The 19,882-nt window shown below is 68.7% G+C and carries 16 protein-coding genes, 1 tRNA gene and 2 pseudogenes; 8 read left to right on the forward strand and 11 right to left on the reverse strand.

The genetic code is table 11. From position 1 onward, the window contains the following. Window positions 1–3 precede the first annotated feature (3 nt). Together B8W67_RS10250 and B8W67_RS10255 are read right to left on the reverse strand one after the other, a co-directional pair. Window positions 4–547: pseudogene (locus B8W67_RS10250) on the reverse strand (IS607 family transposase); the annotation flags it as partial. Between the two features lie 76 nt (window positions 548–623). Beyond that, window positions 624–719 (reverse strand) — tRNA-Sec (locus tag B8W67_RS10255). Between the two features lie 108 nt (window positions 720–827). On the opposite strand from B8W67_RS10255, the gene B8W67_RS10260 reads away from it, so the two are divergent. The 3 genes from B8W67_RS10260 to B8W67_RS10270 are packed head-to-tail and all read left to right on the forward strand — an operon-like array spanning window position 828 to window position 2,277. After that, complete coding sequence (locus B8W67_RS10260; RefSeq protein WP_069392246.1) at window positions 828–1,079, forward strand: hexameric tyrosine-coordinated heme protein; 252 nt, start codon at window positions 828–830, stop codon at window positions 1,077–1,079. Continuing rightward, entirely contained in the window at window positions 1,076–2,071 is a 996-nt protein-coding gene (selD, locus tag B8W67_RS10265) for a selenide, water dikinase SelD (protein WP_085303864.1), read from the forward strand. Before B8W67_RS10260 ends, selD begins: the two co-directional genes overlap by 4 nt. Next, window positions 2,068–2,277, forward strand: a complete 210-nt coding sequence (locus tag B8W67_RS10270) for a hypervirulence associated TUDOR domain-containing protein (protein ID WP_069392244.1) — start codon at window positions 2,068–2,070, stop codon at window positions 2,275–2,277. Before selD ends, B8W67_RS10270 begins: the two co-directional genes overlap by 4 nt. 21 nt (window positions 2,278–2,298) lie before the next feature. Here the strand turns inward: B8W67_RS10270 and B8W67_RS10275 are convergent, their stop codons facing one another. Together B8W67_RS10275 and B8W67_RS10280 are read right to left on the reverse strand one after the other, a co-directional pair. Next, window positions 2,299–3,636, reverse strand: coding sequence for an oxygenase MpaB family protein (locus tag B8W67_RS10275; protein WP_085303866.1), 1,338 nt, complete (start codon window positions 3,634–3,636; stop codon window positions 2,299–2,301). Further along, window positions 3,633–4,712 carry an oxygenase MpaB family protein gene (locus B8W67_RS10280; protein WP_069392242.1) on the reverse strand — a complete coding sequence of 360 codons (1,080 nt, stop codon included), beginning with the start codon at window positions 4,710–4,712 and terminating at the stop codon, window positions 3,633–3,635. Before B8W67_RS10280 ends, B8W67_RS10275 begins: the two co-directional genes overlap by 4 nt. Window positions 4,713–4,829: 117 nt before the next feature. On the opposite strand from B8W67_RS10280, the gene B8W67_RS10285 reads away from it, so the two are divergent. Then, window positions 4,830–5,456, forward strand: a complete 627-nt coding sequence (locus B8W67_RS10285) for a TetR/AcrR family transcriptional regulator (protein WP_085303868.1) — start codon at window positions 4,830–4,832, stop codon at window positions 5,454–5,456. 35 nt (window positions 5,457–5,491) lie between these two features. On the opposite strand, the gene nrfD is transcribed toward B8W67_RS10285, so the two are convergent. From nrfD to B8W67_RS10320, 6 genes are all read right to left on the reverse strand, one after another. After that, a complete protein-coding gene (nrfD, locus tag B8W67_RS10290; RefSeq protein WP_085303889.1) occupies window positions 5,492–6,463 on the reverse strand; it encodes an NrfD/PsrC family molybdoenzyme membrane anchor subunit in 972 nt (323 codons plus the stop codon). Between the two features lie 71 nt (window positions 6,464–6,534). Further along, window positions 6,535–7,533 (reverse strand): 4Fe-4S dicluster domain-containing protein, encoded by a 999-nt coding sequence (locus tag B8W67_RS10295; RefSeq protein WP_085303870.1) that lies wholly within the window; start codon window positions 7,531–7,533, stop codon window positions 6,535–6,537. After that, window positions 7,533–10,730, reverse strand: a complete 3,198-nt coding sequence (fdnG, locus tag B8W67_RS10300; RefSeq protein WP_207567700.1) for a formate dehydrogenase-N subunit alpha — start codon at window positions 10,728–10,730, stop codon at window positions 7,533–7,535. Before fdnG ends, B8W67_RS10295 begins: the two co-directional genes overlap by 1 nt. 49 nt (window positions 10,731–10,779) lie before the next feature. Next, window positions 10,780–11,115 (reverse strand): carboxymuconolactone decarboxylase family protein, encoded by a 336-nt coding sequence (locus B8W67_RS10310; protein ID WP_069392237.1) that lies wholly within the window; start codon window positions 11,113–11,115, stop codon window positions 10,780–10,782. Window positions 11,116–11,143: 28 nt separating this feature from the next. Beyond that, complete coding sequence (gene acnA, locus B8W67_RS10315) at window positions 11,144–13,960, reverse strand: aconitate hydratase AcnA (protein ID WP_085303891.1); 2,817 nt, start codon at window positions 13,958–13,960, stop codon at window positions 11,144–11,146. A gap of 148 nt (window positions 13,961–14,108) precedes the next feature. Next, the gene (locus B8W67_RS10320; RefSeq protein WP_133056093.1) at window positions 14,109–15,239 is read right to left on the reverse strand and encodes a hypothetical protein; all 1,131 of its coding nucleotides are present in this window, start codon (window positions 15,237–15,239) and stop codon (window positions 14,109–14,111) included. Window positions 15,240–15,369: 130 nt separating this feature from the next. Here B8W67_RS10320 and B8W67_RS10325 point away from each other — a divergent pair, with 130 nt between their 5' ends. Then, on the forward strand, window positions 15,370–15,963 hold the full coding sequence (locus B8W67_RS10325) for a TetR/AcrR family transcriptional regulator (RefSeq protein ID WP_163797151.1): 594 nt from the start codon (window positions 15,370–15,372) through the stop codon (window positions 15,961–15,963). A gap of 18 nt (window positions 15,964–15,981) precedes the next feature. Here B8W67_RS10325 and B8W67_RS10330 read toward each other — a convergent pair whose 3' ends face one another. After that, a complete protein-coding gene (locus tag B8W67_RS10330; protein WP_085303877.1) occupies window positions 15,982–17,337 on the reverse strand; it encodes an FAD-dependent oxidoreductase in 1,356 nt (451 codons plus the stop codon). Between the two features lie 152 nt (window positions 17,338–17,489). Here B8W67_RS10330 and prfB point away from each other — a divergent pair, with 152 nt between their 5' ends. The 3 genes and pseudogenes from prfB to B8W67_RS21110 all read left to right on the forward strand — a co-directional run. Further along, on the forward strand, window positions 17,490–18,605 hold the full coding sequence (gene prfB, locus B8W67_RS10335; protein WP_085303879.1) for a peptide chain release factor 2: 1,116 nt from the start codon (window positions 17,490–17,492) through the stop codon (window positions 18,603–18,605). Then, entirely contained in the window at window positions 18,598–19,596 is a 999-nt protein-coding gene (locus B8W67_RS10340) for a mechanosensitive ion channel family protein (protein WP_085303881.1), read from the forward strand. The genes prfB and B8W67_RS10340 overlap by 8 nt, the downstream gene beginning before the upstream one ends. Beyond that, window positions 19,593–19,882, forward strand: a pseudogene (locus tag B8W67_RS21110) (hypothetical protein); the annotation flags it as partial. The gene B8W67_RS10340 and the pseudogene B8W67_RS21110, both read left to right, overlap by 4 nt.

Genomic DNA, 19,882 nt, shown 5'->3' on the forward strand with positions numbered 1-19,882 from the left:
GGCCGCACGCATCACCCGGCTACCCGCACCGCGACGCCCATACAGCCGGGCGCACATCGACGTCAACACCTCGGTCATGTCGCGCACCAGGTCATCGGTGGTCTCACCCGGGTCGGCGACCACGATACGGCGGCCCTGCGCCGACAGCGCCGCCTCCAGGTGTTCCACCCCGAAGCGCGCCAGCCGGTCACGATGCTCCACGACGATCACTCTGACATCAGGGTCTGACAAGATCCGGCGCAGTTTGGGCCGTTTGCCGTTCAACCCTGAACCGACCTCGCACACCACCTGACCCACACCTAGACCTCGGCCAGTAGCCCATTCGGTCAGCCGGGCCACCTGCCGATCCAAATCCAAGCGCTGATCATGACTGCAAACCCGCGCGTACACCACCGTTGCCGATGAACCCGCTGACCAACCGCCAGCCGTCTTGACCAGGATCAGCCGGCCCACCCGCTCCGCGGGCACCGGCAACGCCCCCTCACGAAACCAGCGATAAGCCCTATGGCGATTCACACCAACCGATTGCCCAATCCGCCAGGTTCACGACATCAAGTAGAACACACTTACGCACACCAAAACCCACTCAACACGCAACAGCTCACAACCCTCCTCGAGCGGGGTGGCGGAGGCGGACGGGAATCGAACCCGCCAGACCGAGCTGCTCGGCCTCACCGGTTTTGAAGACCGGGGGGACCACCAGGAACCCAAACGCCTCCGCGGCCAACCTAACTGACCGGCCCTCCTGCGGAACCGGCAGACCGCCCGACACGGCGCCGGATACAGTGCAGGCAAGGTGCACAGCCAACCCGATGTGAGGAGCGCCGATGACCACTCCCGATGAGGCCCCGCCGTTGGTTCCGGGCGGAACCCTGATCACCGCCACCCCCGAAGAGGGCCGGGCGCTGGCGTTTCAGATCGCCCGCCGTTCGATCAAGAACATCCAGCCCAACGTCGAGGTGCTCAAGGGCGGACGCCCGGAGTACGCCGACGACGCCGAGGGGCTGATCGCCGCCGCGCAGGTCGTCGCGCTGGAGTTCCAGACGATCGCGGCGGCGAACGACTACTGGCGCCGTTGAGCGCCCCGAGCACCCCGGGCAGGCTGACCGGATACGCCCACGGCGGCGGCTGCGCCTGCAAGATCCCGCCCGGTGAGCTCGAAGAGGCGGTGCGCGGGCTGACCGGGCAGGCCGGTGAGGACATCCTCGTCGGCCTCGACGACGGCGATGACGCCGCCGCGGTCCGCGTCGGCGACGACCTGGCGGTGCTGGCGACCGCGGACTTCTTCACCCCGGTGGTCGACGATCCCTACGACTGGGGGCGGATCGCGGCCGCCAACGCGCTGTCGGACATCTATGCGATGGGTGGACGCCCGGTGGTCGCGGTCAACCTGGTCGGCTGGCCGCGCGAGGTGCTGCCGCTGGAGATGCTCACCGAGGTGCTGCGCGGCGGGCAGGCGGTCGCCGCGCAGGCCGGCTGCCCGGTGATCGGCGGGCACACTGTCGACGACCCCGAACCCAAGTACGGGATGGCGGTGACCGGGGTGGCCGACCCGGCCCGGCTGCTGCGCAACGACGCCGCCCGCCCCGGTGCGGCGCTGACGTTGACCAAACCGATCGGGGTGGGGTTGCTCAACAACCGGCACAAGCAGACCGGGCAGGTGTTCGCCGAGGCGGTGGCCTCCATGGTCGAACTCAACGCCGGAGCCGCTGCGGCCGCCGTCGCCGCCGGGGCGACCGCGGCCACCGACGTGACCGGATTCGGTCTTCTGGGCCATCTCTACAAGATGTGTCGCGCCTCCGGGGTGGCCGCGGTGGTCGACGCGGCGGCGGTACCGGTGCTCGCCGGGGCCCGCGAGGCGCTGCGCGACGGCTACATCTCCGGGGGCACCCGCCGTAACCTGGAGTGGGTACGGCCGCACCTGCGGGTCGGCGCCGGTGTCGGTGAGGACGATCTGCTTCTGCTGGCCGATGCGCAAACCTCCGGCGGCCTGCTGGTCGCGGGGGAGGTGCCCGGCTACCCGGTGATCGGAGAGCTGGTGGCCGGCAACGGAATCGAGGTGCGATCATGAGCGAGTTCAAGGTCGGTGACCACGTGTCGTGGAACTCCGAGGCCGGTCATGTCAGCGGAACCATCACCGCGGTGCACACCCGCGATGTGGAGTACAAGGGGCACATGCGCCGCTGCAGCCCCGACGACCCGCAGTATGAGATCAAAAGCGACAAAACCGATCACGTCGCCATGCACAAGGGTTCAGCGTTGCACAAGACCCGCTGAGCGACGGTCCCGGCGAACCGCTCAGTGCACCGGGCAGCCGTCGGCGGTCGCGTCGTGATGACGATAGCCGGTGTGGCCGACTCCGGAGCGGCGCGCCAACACCTGGGCGATCTGCACATTCAGCGCCCACCAGGGGTCGCTGTGGCGGGCCCGCAGTGAGCGGCGCAGCGCGGCGCCCGGAACCTTGTCGAGCACCATCCGGTACTTGACGGCGGCATGCACGGCCAGCCCGGTCAACGTCGTCCACGGCTGCAGCGGCACATCCCGATACGGTGTGGCCGAGACCAGGGCGCGCGCCAGTGGCGCGCCGCTGTAGTACGCGACCGCGCCGAGGACCGGGGCGACCGCCGCGCGGGCGAGGAAGCCGGCCGTTCCGGGCAGTCCCGCGAGGTTGTCGGCGGCCGCCTGGGTCATCACCGTGGTGCCCGCGGTCGGCCCGCCCGCGGTGGCCACCATGTAGTCGGCCAGCAGGACACCGTCGGCGGCGGTGGTGGGGATGATCTCGGGGGCGACGCCGAAGACGTAGGCGATATAGGCCCAATACCGCATCACCGCGTCCATGTCCGCGGTGCTGGCCCGACGGCCGTGATTGTGGTCGGTGAGCATCGGCAGCAGAGCGAAGGTCACCGCAGCCCCGAGCGTGGTGCTGGTGGAGATCGGGTTGCCGTGCCGGGCGAAATGCTCATCGCCCCAGGACCGTCGCAAGCCGAGTCGCACCTGGGAGTGCATCAGCCGCACCCGCACGGTGTCTTTGAACTCCGTGCTGTGGCGGTCGAGGAATCCCGGTTTGGTGGCGGCGTGGAACCATTTCGCGGTCTCGAGGTTGCGCACCAGAGGAGCGTTGACGAACCGTTTGGTCGCCCCGGTCGCCGAGGACACCTCTTCGCCGACGAAGGTGCCGATGGCGTCTTGGATGCCCATGCCGATCTTGCCGGCCAGCGAACAGTCGATCCACAGCTGGCGGCCCCGCTCCCAGATCACCGGGTCGTGCCAGCGCGGTGCGCGGTCCAGGCTGGCGAACAGCTCCACCAGTTCGACCGGCGGGTCCGCCAGGCTCTCGATGCCCTCGTCGAGGGCCTGCTCGAGCAGTTGTCGTCCGCGTTTCATGCCGATTGCGCGGAAGCGTTCCACGACCGCGTCCATCAGCGCATCGCCCTGCCAGTAGTGGTCGATGAACAGCTCCAGCAACCCACGTTGTCGCGGTGAGGGATTGCTCGGTCGGAACGCGTCGAACACCGACAGCGCCGACCAGGCCGGGTCGCGGCGCAACCGCGGGGGCGGCGGTCGCAGCGGCATCCCTTCCCGGTAGTAGTAGTCGTAGGCATGGGTCGTGGTCGGCGCGACGAGGGTCTCGGTCATGAGGCGGCCTTGTCGGAGACCACGCGCAGGCGGGGCGACCCGGAGACGCGGCGGCGGGCGGCTTCGACTTCACGGATCTCCCCGAGCAGCCGCGGCGCGTTCAGCAGGGCCCGTGCGGTGTGCCGATATGCCTGGCGGACCAGAAGATTGGGTTGGCGGAAGTCGACCGCTGTCTGGACCGGTTCGGGCATCATGTCCATGATCACCCAGTAGGCGAAGTCGTAGATCGGACGCAGCGGGTTCAGCCCCGGGGGGTTGAGCAGCTGCAGATACTTGACGTTGTCGTCGTTGAGCCCGACCTCCTTCGCCGACGGTGATTCGGTGAGCACACGACGGCATTCAGCCCTGGTCTGCGGCAGGTCGGTGCCGCCGAGGGCCTCCCCGATCCGGGAGTACTCGCGGTAGAACTGGTCGAGATCGCTGCCCCGCAACGGATTCGGATGATAACGCCGATGCGCGCCGGCAAGCCCGTCGACCACAGTGGCGTAGGTCCAGCGAAAGAACTCCGGTTCATCGGCGTCGTAGGCTTTGCCGTCGGGTCGGGTGCCCTTGACGCGGTGGTGCATGGCCTTGACGGTCTGGCACAGCGATTCGGCGGTCTCGGTGGAGCCGTAGACAACCCCGGTGAAGAAGGAGAACGTATGGCCGGCCCGCACCATGAGGCCATCTTTGGAGAATGTGCCCGAGCGAACAGTGCCGTTGGGACATCGGCCGACCAGCTTGGAGTGGTCGTAGACGGCGTACTGGATGTCCTGGTGCAGGATGTCGATGATCGCGGTGTTGACCATGCCCACCACCACCGACGGGGTGTGGGTGTGGACGTACCAGGCCGCGCTGTCGGGGCCGAACCAGCCCGGATCGCCCAGGGGGCCGTCGAAGCGCGCCTTCTTGAAGTACTCCGGTCGCTGGATTTCGAAGAACAGATCCATCGGATTGAGCAGCGCGGTGGGCCGCCGAGAAAGCTCGGCCCAGATCGGTGAGAGATCGAGCGGCGATCCGTCGTCGAGGGGGAGCACGATCCGGACCACTTCGTCGATGGGATTGAACGAGGGGAGGAGACCGTCGAACGGGGCCATCGTGAGCCTTTCTGTCGGGCAACTGGGTGTGCTACCTCACAATTCAGGTTAGAGTTGAAACAGACTCGACTTCCACTCACTTTTTATCGGACCGACACCACGCCAAAGGTGATGTAAATGCCCAGGTCAACTCGGAGTGTTCCGCGTCAGATCAGGGCGCAGCGCACAATCGAGGGAATTCTTGACGGTTCTGCTCAACTTTTGGACCGTGATGGTTACCGGGGTCTGTCGACGAATCGGATCGCCGAGGAAGCCCATCTGAGCATCGGCACCGTCTACCGCTACTTCACCGACAAGGACGCGATCGTTCTCGCCCTGCGTGCCCGCGCCGAAGAGGACATCATGCGCAGGCTGGTCGCCGCGCTCGCCGAGGCATTGGCGATGGAGGTGACCGCCGGCGCCCGCCATGTGCTTGCCGTGCTCGTCGATGCCCTGGAAGAACATCGCGGGGTGATGGGCGCGGTCATCAACGATCTACCGATGGGCAACCAGAGCAACGTGCTGCCCGACATCGAAGAGCACCTGCACCATTTGGCCCGATTGACGTTGCTGCAGCACTACCCGCAGCTGGGCTCGGCCGACGCCGACGAGATCCTCTATCTGGGCATGGGCACGGTGCTCCAACTGGCGCTGCGTATCGCGATCGACCGGCCACCGGAGATGAGCAAGGAGTCGCTGCTGGACCGCGCCGCGGCACTGTTGGTGGGGGCGAACCAGATCCTTGCGGCACAGACTGCGGGCTAACGCGATCAGTCGACCGCGGGCTATGCGGCCGTGGGCTACTCGACCGTCGTGATCGCGTCGTCGGTGATCCCGGCCGCCCGCCGCGCCGCCAGCCGACGCTTCTGCGGTTCGATCGTGTAGCGCGGATCGCGTGCCGAGGCGATGCCGGCTTCGAAGATGCCCCACCGGGTCAGCGCCGAACCGGCCAGCAGCGCCAGCCCCGAGCCCACCGCCACCGGCCGTGACCGCCCGGAGACGGCGGCGCCGATCCCCCCGGCGATCAGGCAGCGTCGCGCCCAGCGAAGCGACCGTCCGGGCCGGCCCCGGTGCAGCGGCTCGGCGACGATCGGGTCGATGCGGGCCTCCATCGCCGCGGTGGCCACCAGGTCGGCGAGCACGCCGGCGACGGCGAGCCGACGGGCCGGGCCGGCCTCGGCGACCGGTGTGGTGACCATGCCCAACCCGCCGGCGGCCAGCCCGGCCGACCCGGCGAACACGAACGGCAGATCGCGGTGGACGGCGTTCCAGGTCGGGGTGGCGGTGTCGGAGAGCAGGATCGCGGTGTAGACCGCCAGCGGGGGGCCCAGTGCCCCGGCGTGCAGCCCGGCCGGTCCCTCCGCGGCGTGCAGCAGCCGCCGCAGCGGGCCCAGCGGCAGCCGCCGCCGGGTCATCCGGTCGACCTCGGCGGCGGCGGCCACCGCCGCTCCGGCACCGAACGCGGAGAGGATCCAGGACCCCAGGTTCATCGGCGAGGTCAGCTTCACCGTGCGCAGCATGTTGAGGAACCGTTCCGGACGGCCCAGATCGGCCACCAGCGCCAGCGCCCCCAACCCCGTCGCCGCCAGCGCCGCCAGCCGGGAGTTGCGCCGCAACGTCGGGCGCCCGGTCAGCTGCGCACCGGCGCCCAGCAGCGCCGAGCCGCCGGCCACCCCGCCGAGGAACAGGTAGGCCGCGATCTTCGCGTCCCACGGCGGCGGTTTGACCACCGGCCGGCCGTAGTAGGAGCTGAACGCCACGTCGGGCACCATCGGCTGCTCACGACGACCACCGCCGCGGCGCCGCTTGCCGCCGCGGCGCGGCGCGGCCGGACCGGTCGAGCTCACCGCGCGTCCCGCAGAAACGCCCACGCCGCCGCCGCGAGCATCCCGGCGACGGCCATCCCGGAGCGGCGGAACATCTGCGGCAGGTCGGCGGTGCCCACCCGCGGGTCCGGCGGTAGCCCGTAGACCTCCGGCTCGTCGAGCAGCAGAAAGACCGATCCGGTGCCGCCGACCCCGTCGCGCTCATTGGCCCCGTACAGCCGGGCCTCGGTGAGCCCCTGCGCGTGCAGCTCGGCCACCCGGGAGCGGGCCCGGTCCACCATGTCGGCATGGTCGCCGAAGCGGATCGACTCCGTCGGGCAGGTCTGCGCGCAGGCGGGCTGCGCGTCGCCGACCAGACGGTCGTAGCACATCGTGCACTTCTGCGCTATGCCGGATTCCGCTATGCCGGATTCGCGGCCCTGCGGCCCCCGGTCGGTCTTGGGGGCGGCGGTGCCGTCGGCGCGCCGCTCGATCACCCCGAACGGGCAGGCGGCCACACACGATCCGCAGCCGTTGCAGACGTCGTCTTGGACCACCACGGTGCCGAACTCGGTGCGAAACAGCGACCCGGTGGGGCAGACGTCCAGACAGCCGGCGTGCGTGCAGTGTTTGCAGACGTCCGAGGCCATCAGCCAGCGGAACTCCGGGGTGTCCGGCGGTGCGGTGTCGGGGGGCGTGGCGTCGGCAGGAGTGCCGGGGGTCGCGCCGACCCGCGGCATGCCCAGATCCACCAGCGCGCGCCCGGACTCGCGGGCCGCAGCGATGCGGTCGCGGTCCTGCTCGACGAAGGCGACGTGGCGCCACGTGTTGGCCCCGAGCGCCCCGGTGTTGTCGTAGGAGGAGCCGAGCAGTTCCAGCTCACCGTCGGGCGGGATGTGGTTCCACTCCTTGCAGGCCACCTCGCAGGCCTTGCAGCCGATACAGATCGACGTGTCGGTGAAAAAGCCCTTGCGCGCCGCGGTGTGCCGCCAGCGCGCATCCCGGCTCGGATCGGTCGGTCCGCTCAGCTGACCCATCAGCCCTCCTTCGCCGGATCGCTGCGATGACGGTTGCCGGTCTCGATCGTCGCACCCGCGCGCACCTGATACTCCGCGACCAGGGCCAGCAACGCCGGACCGCGGGGACGTCGCCCGGGGCGGATGTCGCAGGACCCGGTCTTCGACGACTGGATCTGCACGTTGGGGTCCAAGGTGATGCCGAGCAGGTCGTTGGCGGCGTCCCCGCTGACCACCGCCGAGGAGCCCACCCCCCAGTGGTAGGGCAGCCCGATCTGGTGCACGGTGCGACCGGCCACGCGCAGCGGCGTCATCCGTTCGGTGACGAGCACCCGCGCCTCGATCGCGGTGCGCGGTGAGATGATCGTCGCCCACCCGTAGGGCTCCAGACCGCGCTGCGCTGCCAACTCCGGGGAGACCTCGCAGAACATCTCCGGTTGCAGCTCCGAGAGATACGGCAGCCAGCGGCTCATCCCGCCGGCGGTGTGGTGCTCGGTGAGCCGGTAGGTGGTGAACACGTACGGGTACACCTCGGCGCCGGGTGTGCCGGCGCTGGGCGCCGACAAGTTGTCGGCACGCGGGAACAGCACCCGTGCCGGGTTCTGCTGCTGGGGGTACAGCGGATTGGCGACGGGGGATTCCTGCGGTTCGTAGTGGGTGGGCAGCGGACCGTCGACCACCCCGGTCGGGGCGAACAGCCAGCCTTTGCCGTCGGCCTGCATCACGAACGGGTCGTCCCCGGCAAGCCCGTCGGGCCCGCCGACACCGGGTGCGGGGCGGGCGTCGGGGGCGCGGTCGACGATGAAGTCGGGAACGTCGTGGCCGACCCAGCGGCGCTGATCGGCGTCCCACCAGATGTAGCGTTTGCGTTCACTCCACGGCCGGCCCGCCGGATCCGCCGAGGCCCGGTTGTACAGGATTCGTCGATCGGCCGGCCACGCCCAGCCCCAGGCGGATTGGGTGGGGCCCTCGCCGCCGTGCGGGGTGCGCCGGGCCGCCTGGTTGACCCCGTCGGCGAAGACGCCGGTGTAGATCCAGCATCCGGCCGCGGTGGAGCCGTCGGCGCGCAGCTCGGTGAACGACGCCAGCGGCGCCCCGGCATCCGGGCCGGTGAGCCGGTGGCCGTTGATCTCGGCGAGCACCGCCTGCGGGTCCGGCTCACCGTCGGTGTCGGTGGGGTAGTCCCACGCCAGATCCAGCAGCGGGCGATCCCGTGGATCGGTGGAGGCGGCCAGTTTCGCCCGGATCCGCGCACCGAGCTCGACGAAGAACTGCAGTTCGCTCTGGCAGTCCCCGGGCGGGGTGACCGCCTGATGGCGCCACTGCAGCAGCCGCTGGGTCTGGGTGAAGGTGCCGGACTTCTCCACGTGGGTGGCTGCCGGCAGGAAGAACACCTCGGTGTCGATGTCGGCGGCGCGCAGCTCCCCGGAGGCGATCTCCGGGCCGTCGCGCCACCAGGTGGCGGATTCGATCAGGTTCAAATCACGCACCACCAGCCATTTCAGCTGCGCCATCCCGAGCCGTTGCATGCGACCGTTGGCGGAACCGACCGCCGGGTTCTGGCCGAGCAGGAAGTAGCCCTCGACGTCGCCGTCGAGCATCCCGGTGACCGTCTGATAGGTGCCGTGCGCCCCGGTCAGCCGCGGCAGGTAACCGTAGGCGAAATCGTTGTCGGGGTGGGCAGCATCGCCCCACCACGCCTTGAGCAGGCTGATCAGATAGGCATCGGCGTTGGCCCAGAAGCCTTTCCGGTCCTTTGGTCCCACCGCGGCCACATAGTCGCCGAGGGTGTCGTGGTTGCCGGCACGTGGCATCGGTAGGTAGCCGGGTAGCAGGTCGTAGAGGGTGGGGATGTCGGTGGATCCCTGGATGGACGCGTGCCCGCGCAGCGCCATGATGCCTCCGCCGGGGCGGCCGACGTTGCCGAGCAGCAACTGCAGGATCGTTGCGGTGCGGATGTATTGGGCACCGAAGGTGTGCTGGGTCCAGCCGACCGCGTAGGCGAAGCAGGTGGTGCGGTCCCGCCCGGAGTTGGCGGTCATCGCGGCCGCCAGATACTCGAAGTCGCCGACGGTGATCCCGCAGACCTCGGCGACCATCTGTGGGGTGTAGCGGGCGTAGTGGCGTTTGAGGATCTGGAACACCGTGCGGGGGTCGCGCAGCGTCTCGTCGCGCAGCGGCGCCCCGTCAGCGGTTCCGTCTTGGCGCGCGTACGCCCAACTGGACCGGTCGTAGGTCCCGGTTTCTGCGTCGAAGCCGGAGAACAGCCCACCGAGATCTTCGGTGTCCCGGTAGTTTTCGGCGATCAGGTTGGCCGCGTTGGTGTAGGCCAGGACGTACTCGTGAAACCACAGGTCATGGGTGAGCACGTAGTTGATCAACGCCCCCAGCAGCGCCACGTCCGAGCCGGCCCGGATCGGGATGTGCTTGTCGCAGACCGCCGAGGTGCGGGTGAACCGCGGGTCGACGTGGATGACGGTGGCGCCGCGGGCCCGGGCTTCCTCCACCCACTGGAACCCGACCGGGTGGCATTCGGCCATGTTGGAGCCCTGGATGACGATGCAGTCGGCGTTGGCCATGTCTTGCAGGCTCTGGGTGGCGCCGCCTCGCCCGAACGAGGTTCCCAGACCGGGAACCGTGGCGGAGTGTCAAATACGGGCCTGGTTCTCGATCTGGATCGCACCGGCGGCGGTGAACAACTTCTTGATCAGATAGTTCTCTTCGTTGTCCAGCGTCGCCCCGCCGAGCGCGGCGATCCCCAGCGTGCGGTACACCGGCCGGCCCCGCTCGTCGACGTCCTGCCAGGTGCGCCGCCGGGTGTCGATGAACCGGTCGGCGATCATGTCGATTGCGGTGTGCAACTCCAGTGGCTGCCACTCGGTGCCGCCCGGCGGCCGGTAGAGGACCCGGGTCTGGCGCCCGGGGGCGTTGACCAACTGCTCGCTGGCCGCGCCCTTCGGGCAGAGTCGGCCCCGTGAGATCGGCGAATCCGGGTCACCTTCGATGCCGATGACGGTGTCGTCCTTGACGAAAACCCGCTGGCCGCACCCGACGGCGCAGTAGGGGCAGACGCTCTGGACGACCTTGTCGGCGGTGGCGGTGCGCGGCGTGGTCGCGCGGGTGCGGGCCGACGTCACGGCCGGTCCGCGGCCCAACAGGTCCCCGGAGCGCAGTTGCCGCAACACCGGCCACTCCAGCAGAAACTTGCGTGCGGCCATGGCCATCAGGCTAGCCCATCACGGCGTTACCGCCGGCGCGGATGGCGGCTCAGTGCGCCAGTTTGTTCAGCTCGGTGAGCGCCAGGGTCGAGTGGGCGTAGGCGCCGCCCGCGCGCATCTCGGCGGCCACCCAGATCGCCTCCATGATCTCGGTGTCGCTGGCACCCTTGCGGTGTGCCAGCTTGGTGTGGCCCTGGATGCAGTAGGGGCACTGGGTGGTGTGGGCGACCGCCACCGCGATCAGCTGTTTAGTCTTCTCGTCGAGCTCCCCGGCGGCGAACACCGCCTTGGAGAACGCCTCGAACGCGTCGTGGGTGTGCGGGGTGAGCTGCTTGCGCTGGTTGTAGATGTCGGCGGTGGCGGCAGGGTACAAACCGTCGGCCATGGGTGCCTCCGTTTCGGTGTCGAAGTGGTCAGTTCAAGAGCTGCCGCAGCACGTACTGCATGATCCCGCCGTGGCGGTAGTAGTCGGCCTCCCCGGGGGTGTCGATGCGGACCACCGCGTCGAATTCGGTGTCGCCGGCGGTGACGTGCACCGTGTCGGGGATCCCGTCGGCCAGGGCGGTCACCCCGGTGATGTCGAAGGTCTCCTCGCCGGTCAGCCCCAGGGATTCGGCGTTCTGCCCCTCGGGGAACTGCAGCGGCAGCACCCCCATGCCGATGAGGTTGGAGCGGTGGATGCGCTCGTAGGATTCGGCGATCACGGCCTTGACCCCCAACAGGATGGTGCCCTTGGCCGCCCAGTCCCGTGAGGACCCCGATCCGTACTCCTTGCCAGCCAGGATCACCAGGGGAGTGCCGGCGTCCAGGTAGTTCACCGATGCGTCGTAGATGGTGGTCACCGGTGCGTCGGCGGCGTTGTCGGCCTGGGTGAAGTCGCGGGTGAACCCGCCCTCGGTGTCCGGGGCCAATTGGTTGCGCAACCGGATGTTGGCGAACGTGCCGCGGATCATCACCTCGTGGTTGCCGCGCCGCGAGCCGTAGGAGTTGAAGTCCTTGCGCTCGATGCCGTGCTCGGAGAGGTATTTTCCGGCCGGTGAGTCCGCCCGGATCGACCCGGCCGGGCTGATGTGGTCGGTGGTGACCGAATCACCCAGCTTGGCCAGCACCCGCGCCCCGCTGATGTCGGTCAACTCCTGTGGCTCCCGGGTCATCCCGTCGAAGTACGGGGGCTGGCGCACGTAGGTGGAGTCCGCGTCCCACTGGAACGTGGCGCTGTCGGGCACGTCGAGGTTGCGCCAGTGCTGGTCGCCGGTGAACACGTCGCCGTAGCTCTTGGTGAACATCTCCGCCTGGACGTTGTCGTCGATCACCTCCGCGATCTGGGCCTCGGTGGGCCAGATGTCGCGCAAATAGACCGGCTCACCGTTGGGGTCGGTGCCCAGCGGATCGCTGAGCAGGTTGGTGTGCAGGGTTCCGGCCAGCGCGTAGGCGACGACCAGCGGCGGCGAGGCCAGGAAGTTCATCCGGGTCTCCGGGTGGATGCGTCCCTCGAAGTTGCGGTTGCCCGACAGCAGCGAGCACACCGTCAGGTCGTTGTCGACGACGGCCTTGCTCACCTCCGGGATCAGCGGCCCGGAGTTACCGATGCAGGTGGTGCACCCGTAGCCGACCAGGTTGAACCCGAGTTTATCCAAATAGGCTGTCAGACCGGACTTCTCGTAGTAATCGGTGACGACACGCGAGCCCGGGGCCAGCGTGGTCTTCACCCACGGTTTGCGGGTCAGCCCCTTGTCGACGGCGTTTTTGGCCAGCAGTGCCGCACCCACCATCACCGACGGGTTGGAGGTGTTGGTGCATGAGGTGATCGCGGCGATCACCACGTGGCCGTTGTCCAACTCGAATTCGGTGCCGTCGGCGAGTTTGACCGGCGTCTTCGCCGAGTTCCAAGCGTGCTCCTTGCCGTCGCTGTACGGCGTGCGCGGCTTGCCGGCGGCCTGACTGACGTCGCCGAACGCGATCGGGTCGCTGGCCGGGAACGAGTCGGCGGAGGCCTCGTCGAGCTCGGAGAGCGCCTGGGCGGTGGTCTCCGCGCCGTTGAGCAGCTGAGCCACCGCGTGGGGGGCCGCGCGCAGCGGGATGCGGTCCTGGGGACGCTTGGGTCCGGCGATCGAGGGCTCGACGCTGGAGAGGTCCAACTCGATGGTCTGGGAGTAGACCGGCTCGTGGTCGGGGTCGTGCCACATGCCCTGCGCCTTGGTGTAGGCCTCCACCAGCTTGATCTGGTGTTCGGAGCGACCGGTCAACCGCAGGTAGTCCAAGGTGACCTGGTCGACCGGGAAGATGGCACAGGTCGCGCCGTACTCGGGGCTCATGTTGCCGATGGTGGCGCGGTTGGCCAGCGGCACGTTGGCCACCCCGGGGCCGAACAACTCGACGAATTTGCCGACCACCCCGGTGCGGCGCAGCAGTTCGGCGACGGTGAGCACCAGGTCGGTGGCGGTGGTGCCCGGCTGCAACTCGCCGGTGAGCTTCAACCCGACCACCGGCGGGATCAGCATCGAAAGCGGCTGGCCGAGCATGGCGGCTTCGGCCTCGATGCCGCCCACACCCCAGCCGAGCACGCCGAGACCGTTGACCATCGGGGTGTGGCTGTCGGTGCCGACGAGGGTGTCGGGGTAGGCCTGCGGGGTGCCACCGGAGCCGGCGTCGCGGGTGAACACCACCCGGGCCAGGTACTCCAGGTTCACCTGGTGGCAGATGCCGGTGCCCGGCGGTACCACCGAGAAGTCCCGGAACGCCTGCTGGCCCCAGCGCAGCAGCTGGTAGCGCTCGGAGTTGCGCTCGTACTCCAGGTCGACGTTGATCTTGAACGCATCCGCGCGGCCGAACACGTCGGCGATCACCGAGTGGTCGATGACCAGCTCGGTGGGGCACAGCGGGTTGATGCGGTCGGTGTCACCGCCGAGTTCGGTGATCGCGTCGCGCATGGCGACCAGGTCGACCACACACGGCACGCCGGTGAAGTCCTGCATGAGCACCCGTGCCGGGGTGAACGCGACCTCGCGGCCGTGTGCGGCCTGCGGGTCCCAGTCGGCCAGTGCGCGGATCTGCTCCTCGGTGACCATCCGGCCGTCCTCGTTGCGCAGCAGGTTCTCCAGCAACACCTTCAGGCTGTAGGGCAGCCGGGACGAGCCCTCGATGCGGTCCAGGCGGTGGATCTCGTAGGTGGTGTCTTCGACCGTGAGCTGGTCGCGCGTCCCAAAACTGTTCGAGCTCTGTGAAACCATGATGACTTCCTCGACGACGGTGGGCTGGTCACTATCCAACCTAGTCCCCTTGCTCGCGCCGGTGTCACTGTCTGAGGGAAGCGACTGCAGCCGGGACGAATTCGGGCCCCCGGCGGCGTTGCCGGGGGCCCGAAGTGTGTGCGTGCGGCTACATGCCGAACATCGCCAGCAGCGGTCCGATGAACATCATCGGGTCGAGCGTCGTGAACAGATCGGTCAGCCCGGCGAGGTCCCCGGCGTCGAGCAGGCCGGTGAGCCCGTCGGTGATCGAACCGGCGTCGAAGATGTCAGTGAGGCTGCCGACGTCGAAGATGTTGCCCAGGGTTCCGGTGAGCGTGTTGATCAGTTGCTCGGGCAATTCCATTGCTTGCTGCAGCAGGCCGTCGAAGCTGTCCGCGATGCTGCCGCCGCCGAGGGCGTTGCCGATCGCCTGGGGCATCGCCACTAAAAGCCCACCGAGCAGGCCGGTCCCAAAATACCCTTCGGGGTCGAACGTGAGCAGCCCGGGGAAGGGGACGGGCGGTGTGGCAAGGCTCGATTGGAAGCCATTGAGCAGCCCGCCGAGGACCATCGCCGGCATATTGATCAGCGCACTCAGTGCCTCCAGCGGATTCCCGCCGGTCAGCGCATCGGCGAAGATCTGAGTGGAATCGCCCAATGCCTGGGCCGGGGCCAGGAGTGCAGGGATGGTCGATAGTGCAACACCGGCACCACCGACCAGAGCCGTCTCAGTCACGGTGGCCAGGTTCTCCGTAATTCCCATGAGTGGATTCGCGATGCCCAGTACCGGCGCTACCAGAGGTGCCAGGCTGAGGAATCCCTGCTGTGTGAGGACCGCCATCGCCTGGGCGATGTTGCCGGAGGCGAGTTCGCCGAACGAGGTCTGGAGTGTCTCCGGGAGCGCCGTGACGAGGTTGGCTAAGCCCTCGCCCGCAATACCCAGCGTGGTGCCAAACTCCGTGCCGTACCCAAGCCAGTTGCTGCCGAGGGCTGACAGCGCCGGCAGAGGATCGGCGAGCATCGCCGCGCCGATCTTGCTCACGTTGTCGAAAGCGCCTTCGAACAAGTCGACCCAGGGCGTCACGTCGAGGCCGTCGACGATCCCGGCCGTCAGCTGAATATCGGGGACATGAACCTCAGGAAGCGGGGTGACGACGGGGGCGGCGGCAATGAGGCTGGCGCCGACCAGGGCTGCGCCGGCGGCGGCATAAGGGCGCAGAGCGGGGCGCATAACGGGGTGGGGGCGGTGGTCACGGCGTGGCATCTCCTTGGTTTTCACTGAGATAAGGCTGAGGGAACAGCTCTAGACGGTACGGACCGTCTCGAGCTAACGTCAATACCCGCGAGTAACTTATTTTTTCGGCGCTGATGACGGCAGACGAAACCGGCAGCGCCGTTAGAATGTGCCCGTGACGTGGGGGAATCAGTACCAGCGCAGCGATGACGCACGACGCGCCATTCTGTCGTCGGCGCTGGAACTCTGTCGGGAGACCGGCTACGGGCGATTGGGAATCGAGGCGATCGCCCGGCGGGCCGGGGTGGGCAAGCAGACGATCTACCGATGGTGGCCGTCCAAGGGCGCCCTTCTGTTGGAGGCGCTGGAAGATGTGTCGTCGCCGGCGGCGTTCTACCCCGACACCGGCGACCTCATCGCCGACCTGGGCGCCCAGATGGCGGTGGCCGTGGAATACATGTTCTCCACCGAGCGCGGTCCGGCGCTGCTCGGGGTCTTCGACGCCGCCCACCACGACCCGGAACTAGCCGAGCGGCTGCTCACCGGCGTCATCGCGCCCCGTGAGGAGGCGGGCAAAAGCCGTCTGCGTGCCGGTGTCGCCACCGGTGAGTTGCCCGCCGACACCGACGTCGAGTTGCTGCTCGAACAGCTCTACGCGCCGCTGTACTACCGCATGCTGGTCACCCGTCAGGCCCCCGACGAGGAGTACCTGCACCGGCACCTGACCGCGCTGCTGGGCGACCACGCCCCGCGGGGGTGCGCCGCCTGAGCGACGTGCGGCGCCGACTCAGCCGTGCGCGATTTTGAGCATGTCGGCGACGTTGACCAGTTTCACCCGCGGCCGGCCGTGCGGCTCACCGCTGGTGCGCTCGTGGGTGTCGATGAGCTTCCAGTGCTCGTCGGTCACCAACTGCGGCTGCCGTGACAAAAGCCAGCTCACCAGTTCGTCGGCACGGCCGGCGGGCGCTTCGGCGGCCCCGGCGGCGGCCAGGTCGGCGATGAGGGTCTCGACGGTGGCCGCCGAATCGCTCTTGTTCGACCCGATCACCCCGGACGGGCCGCGCTTGATCCACCCCACGACGTACTGGTTGCGGGTGCCCTCGATGCGGCCGTCGGTGTGCGGGATGGTGCCGCTGCGCTCATCGAACGGCAATCCCGGGGTGGCAACGCCGCGGTAGCCGACCGAGCGCACCACCATCTGGGCGGGCAGCACCTCGCGCTCCCCGGTGTCGCGGGCGCTCACCCGGCCGTTGTCGTCGGTGACCAACTCGTTGCGTCCCAACACGATCTCCTCGACCCGGTCGGTGCCGCGGATCTCGATCGGGGAGGTGCGGAAGCGAAACACGATGCGCCGGTTGCCCGGATGTTGCTCGGCGCCGACGTAGCGGCGCAACACCTTCGCGTTCTGTTTCGGATGCTTGTCGGCGGCCTCGATGTCGGCATCGGTGATCCCGTCGAATTCGGACTCGTCGATAACGATGTCGACGTTGGCCAGTCCTTTGAGCGTGCCGAGTTCCCGCAGCTCGGGGCTGGTGAACGTTGCCTGTAGCGGCCCGCGGCGCCCGATGATCATCACCTCCTCCACCCCGCACGGGTCGAGCAGCTCCAGCGCGTGGTCGGCGATGTCGGTGGTGCGCAGCTCGGTGGGATCGGTGACCAAGATGCGGGCCACGTCCAACGCGACGTTGCCGTTGCCCACGACGATGGCGCGCCGGCACGTCAGCTCCGGGCGGTGGTCACAGAAGTGCGGGTGGGCGTTGTACCAGCCGACGAAGTCGACGGCGGCCACCGAGCCGGGCAGATCCTCACCTGGAATCCCGAGGTGGCGGTCGGCCTGTGCGCCGACGGCGTAGACCACCGCGTCGTAGCGCTCGGCGAGCTCGGCGGCGTGCACATGCTCACCGACCCGGATGTTGCCGAAGAACCGGAACCGCGGGTCGGCGGCGGTCTTCTCGAATTGGGCGGAGATCGACTTGATCTTCGGGTGATCGGGGGCCACCCCCGAGCGCACCAGACCCCACGGTGTCGGCAACATCTCCAACATGTCGACGTGGATGTCGTGGGTGTCGAGCTTCAACAGGGAAGCGGCGGCGAAGAACCCGGAAGGACCCGCGCCGACGATGGCCACGTGGTAGGGGCGCATACTCCAGCCTTCTGGTCAGGCGCGACCACGGACGAACGCGGGCTGTTGCGTCGTCGACATCGTGGTCGGGCAGTGCGTCTAACTGGCTACCCCGTCGATGCTAGTCCCGACCGCGCGCGGCGTCGCCGAATCCGCCGGTAACGTGATGACCCGTGGAACCCGATCGGCAGGCTGACATCGCCGCACTTGACGCCACCTTGACCACCGTCGAAGGGGTCCTCGACGTGGAGGGACTGCGGGCCCGCATCGCCGAGCTCGAGGAGCAGGCCTCCGACCCGAGCCTCTGGGACGACCAGGCCAACGCCCAGCGGGTCACCAGCGAACTGTCCCGGGCGCAGGGCGAGCTGCGTCGCGCCGAGGAGCTGCGCTCCCGGCTGGAGGATCTGCCGGTGCTCTACGAGCTGGCCGCGGAGGAGACCGGTGAGGCGGCCGCCGCCGCACGCACCGAGGCCGACGAGGAGTTGACCGCCCTGCGCGCCGACATCGAGGCGATGGAGGTGCGCACCCTGCTGTCGGGGGAGTACGACGAGCGGGAGGCGCTGGTGACGATCCGCTCCGGGGCCGGCGGGGTCGACGCGGCGGACTGGGCGGAGATGTTGATGCGGATGTACGTCCGCTGGGCGGAGGGCCACCAGTACCCGGTGGAGGTGTTCGACACGTCCTACGCCGAGGAGGCCGGCATCAAAAGTGCCACGTTCGCCGTGCACGCGCCGTTCGCCTACGGCACCCTCTCGGTCGAGCAGGGCACCCATCGGCTGGTGCGGATCAGCCCGTTCGACAACCAGAGCCGCCGCCAGACGTCGTTCGCCGAGGTCGAGGTGCTTCCGGTGGTGGAGACCACCGACCACATCGACATCCCCGAAAGTGACGTCCGCGTCGACGTGTACCGATCCAGTGGCCCCGGCGGCCAGTCGGTGAACACCACCGACTCGGCGGTGCGGCTGACCCACGTGCCGACCGGCATCGTCGTCACCTGCCAGAACGAGAAATCGCAGCTGCAGAACAAGGTGGCCGCGATGCGGGTTCTGCAGGCAAAGCTGTTGGAGCGCAAGCGGTCCGAGGAGCGCGCCGAACTCGACGCACTGCGCGGTGACGGTGGCAGCTCCTGGGGAAACCAGATGCGCTCCTACGTGCTGCACCCCTATCAGATGGTCAAGGACCTGCGCACCGAACACGAGGTCGGCAACCCCGCAGCGGTGCTCGACGGCGACATCGACGGGTTCTTGGAGGCCGGCATCCGCTGGCGCAACCGTCCCGCCGATGGCTAGCTTCGTCGCCGCGGCGCCGGGCTGGCATGGTTTCTGGCACGGCGAGATCGGCGTCTGGATTCTCGACAAGGGGCTGCGGATCACGCTGCTGGTCTTGGGTGCGGTGCTGGCGTCGCGGATGATCAACTGGACCGCCCGGACCATCGCCCGCCGCTATGAGGCGGAGTTCAAAGCCGGTGACGCCCTGGTCCGTTCGGAGGCCTCCAAACATCGCCAGGCGGTGGCCGCGGTCATCTCCTGGGGCGCGATCGTGCTGCTGTCGGTCGTGGTCGCGGTGCAGATCACCAACATCATCGACGTGCCGGTGGGGTCGCTGGCCGCCCCCGCCGCCGTGCTCGGCGGTGCGCTGGGCTTCGGTGCCCAAAAGCTCGTCCAGGATCTGCTCAGCGGGTTCTTTTTGATCCTGGAGAAGCAGTACGGCTTCGGTGATTTGGTGCGGCTGGAGTTGACGTCCACGGCGACCGCCGAAGGCACCGTCGAGGATGTCACCCTGCGGGTGACCAAGCTGCGCACCGCCGACGGCGAGGTGTACACGGTGCCCAACGGCCAGATCGTCGAGTCGTTGAACCTGTCGAAGGATTGGGCACGCGCGGTGGTCGACGTCCCGGTGCCCACCACCGCCGACCTCAACCGGGTCAACGAGGTGCTGCACGAAGTGTGCGAACGCGCCATGGACAGCGATGCCCCGCTGCGGGAGTTGCTGCTGGACAAGCCCGCCCTGATGGGCGTGGAGTCGATTCAGGTCGACACCGTCAACCTGCGCATGGTGGCCCGCACACTGCCCGGCAAGCAGTTCGAGGTGGGGCGGCGGCTGCGGGCCCAGGTGCTGCGCGCGCTGCGACGTGCCGGGGTGGTCACCGCCGGGACGGCGCCACGGGTCGGCGGGATCGCGCCGTCGGCGCGTCGCGACACCGAACCCGACCCCGGCCCCGACCACCATGGGGACGACGGCTCCGATGACGACGATTTCGATGAGGAGCCCAACCGATGAGGCAGCACAGCGCCGAGCGTGGCTGGCCCGGCTACCTGCTGGGTGGTCGCGTCCGCACCTCCACGGTGGTGCTGCTCATCGCGTTCGTGCTCACCTGGTGGGTCTACGACACCTACAAACCCGAGCAGCCCGGCCACCAGGTGCCGGCCCGCGAAGTCGTCCCCCCGGGGTTCGTGCCCGACCCCGCCTACACCTGGGTGCCGCGCACTCAGTTGCAGACACCGGAGCCTCCGCCGCCGAGCACCCCCGAACCCACCCCGACGGAGACAACCACCCCGACCACGAC

The sequence above is a fragment of the Mycolicibacillus koreensis genome, assembly GCF_002104795.1.
Classification (GTDB): domain Bacteria; phylum Actinomycetota; class Actinomycetes; order Mycobacteriales; family Mycobacteriaceae; genus Mycobacterium; species Mycobacterium koreense.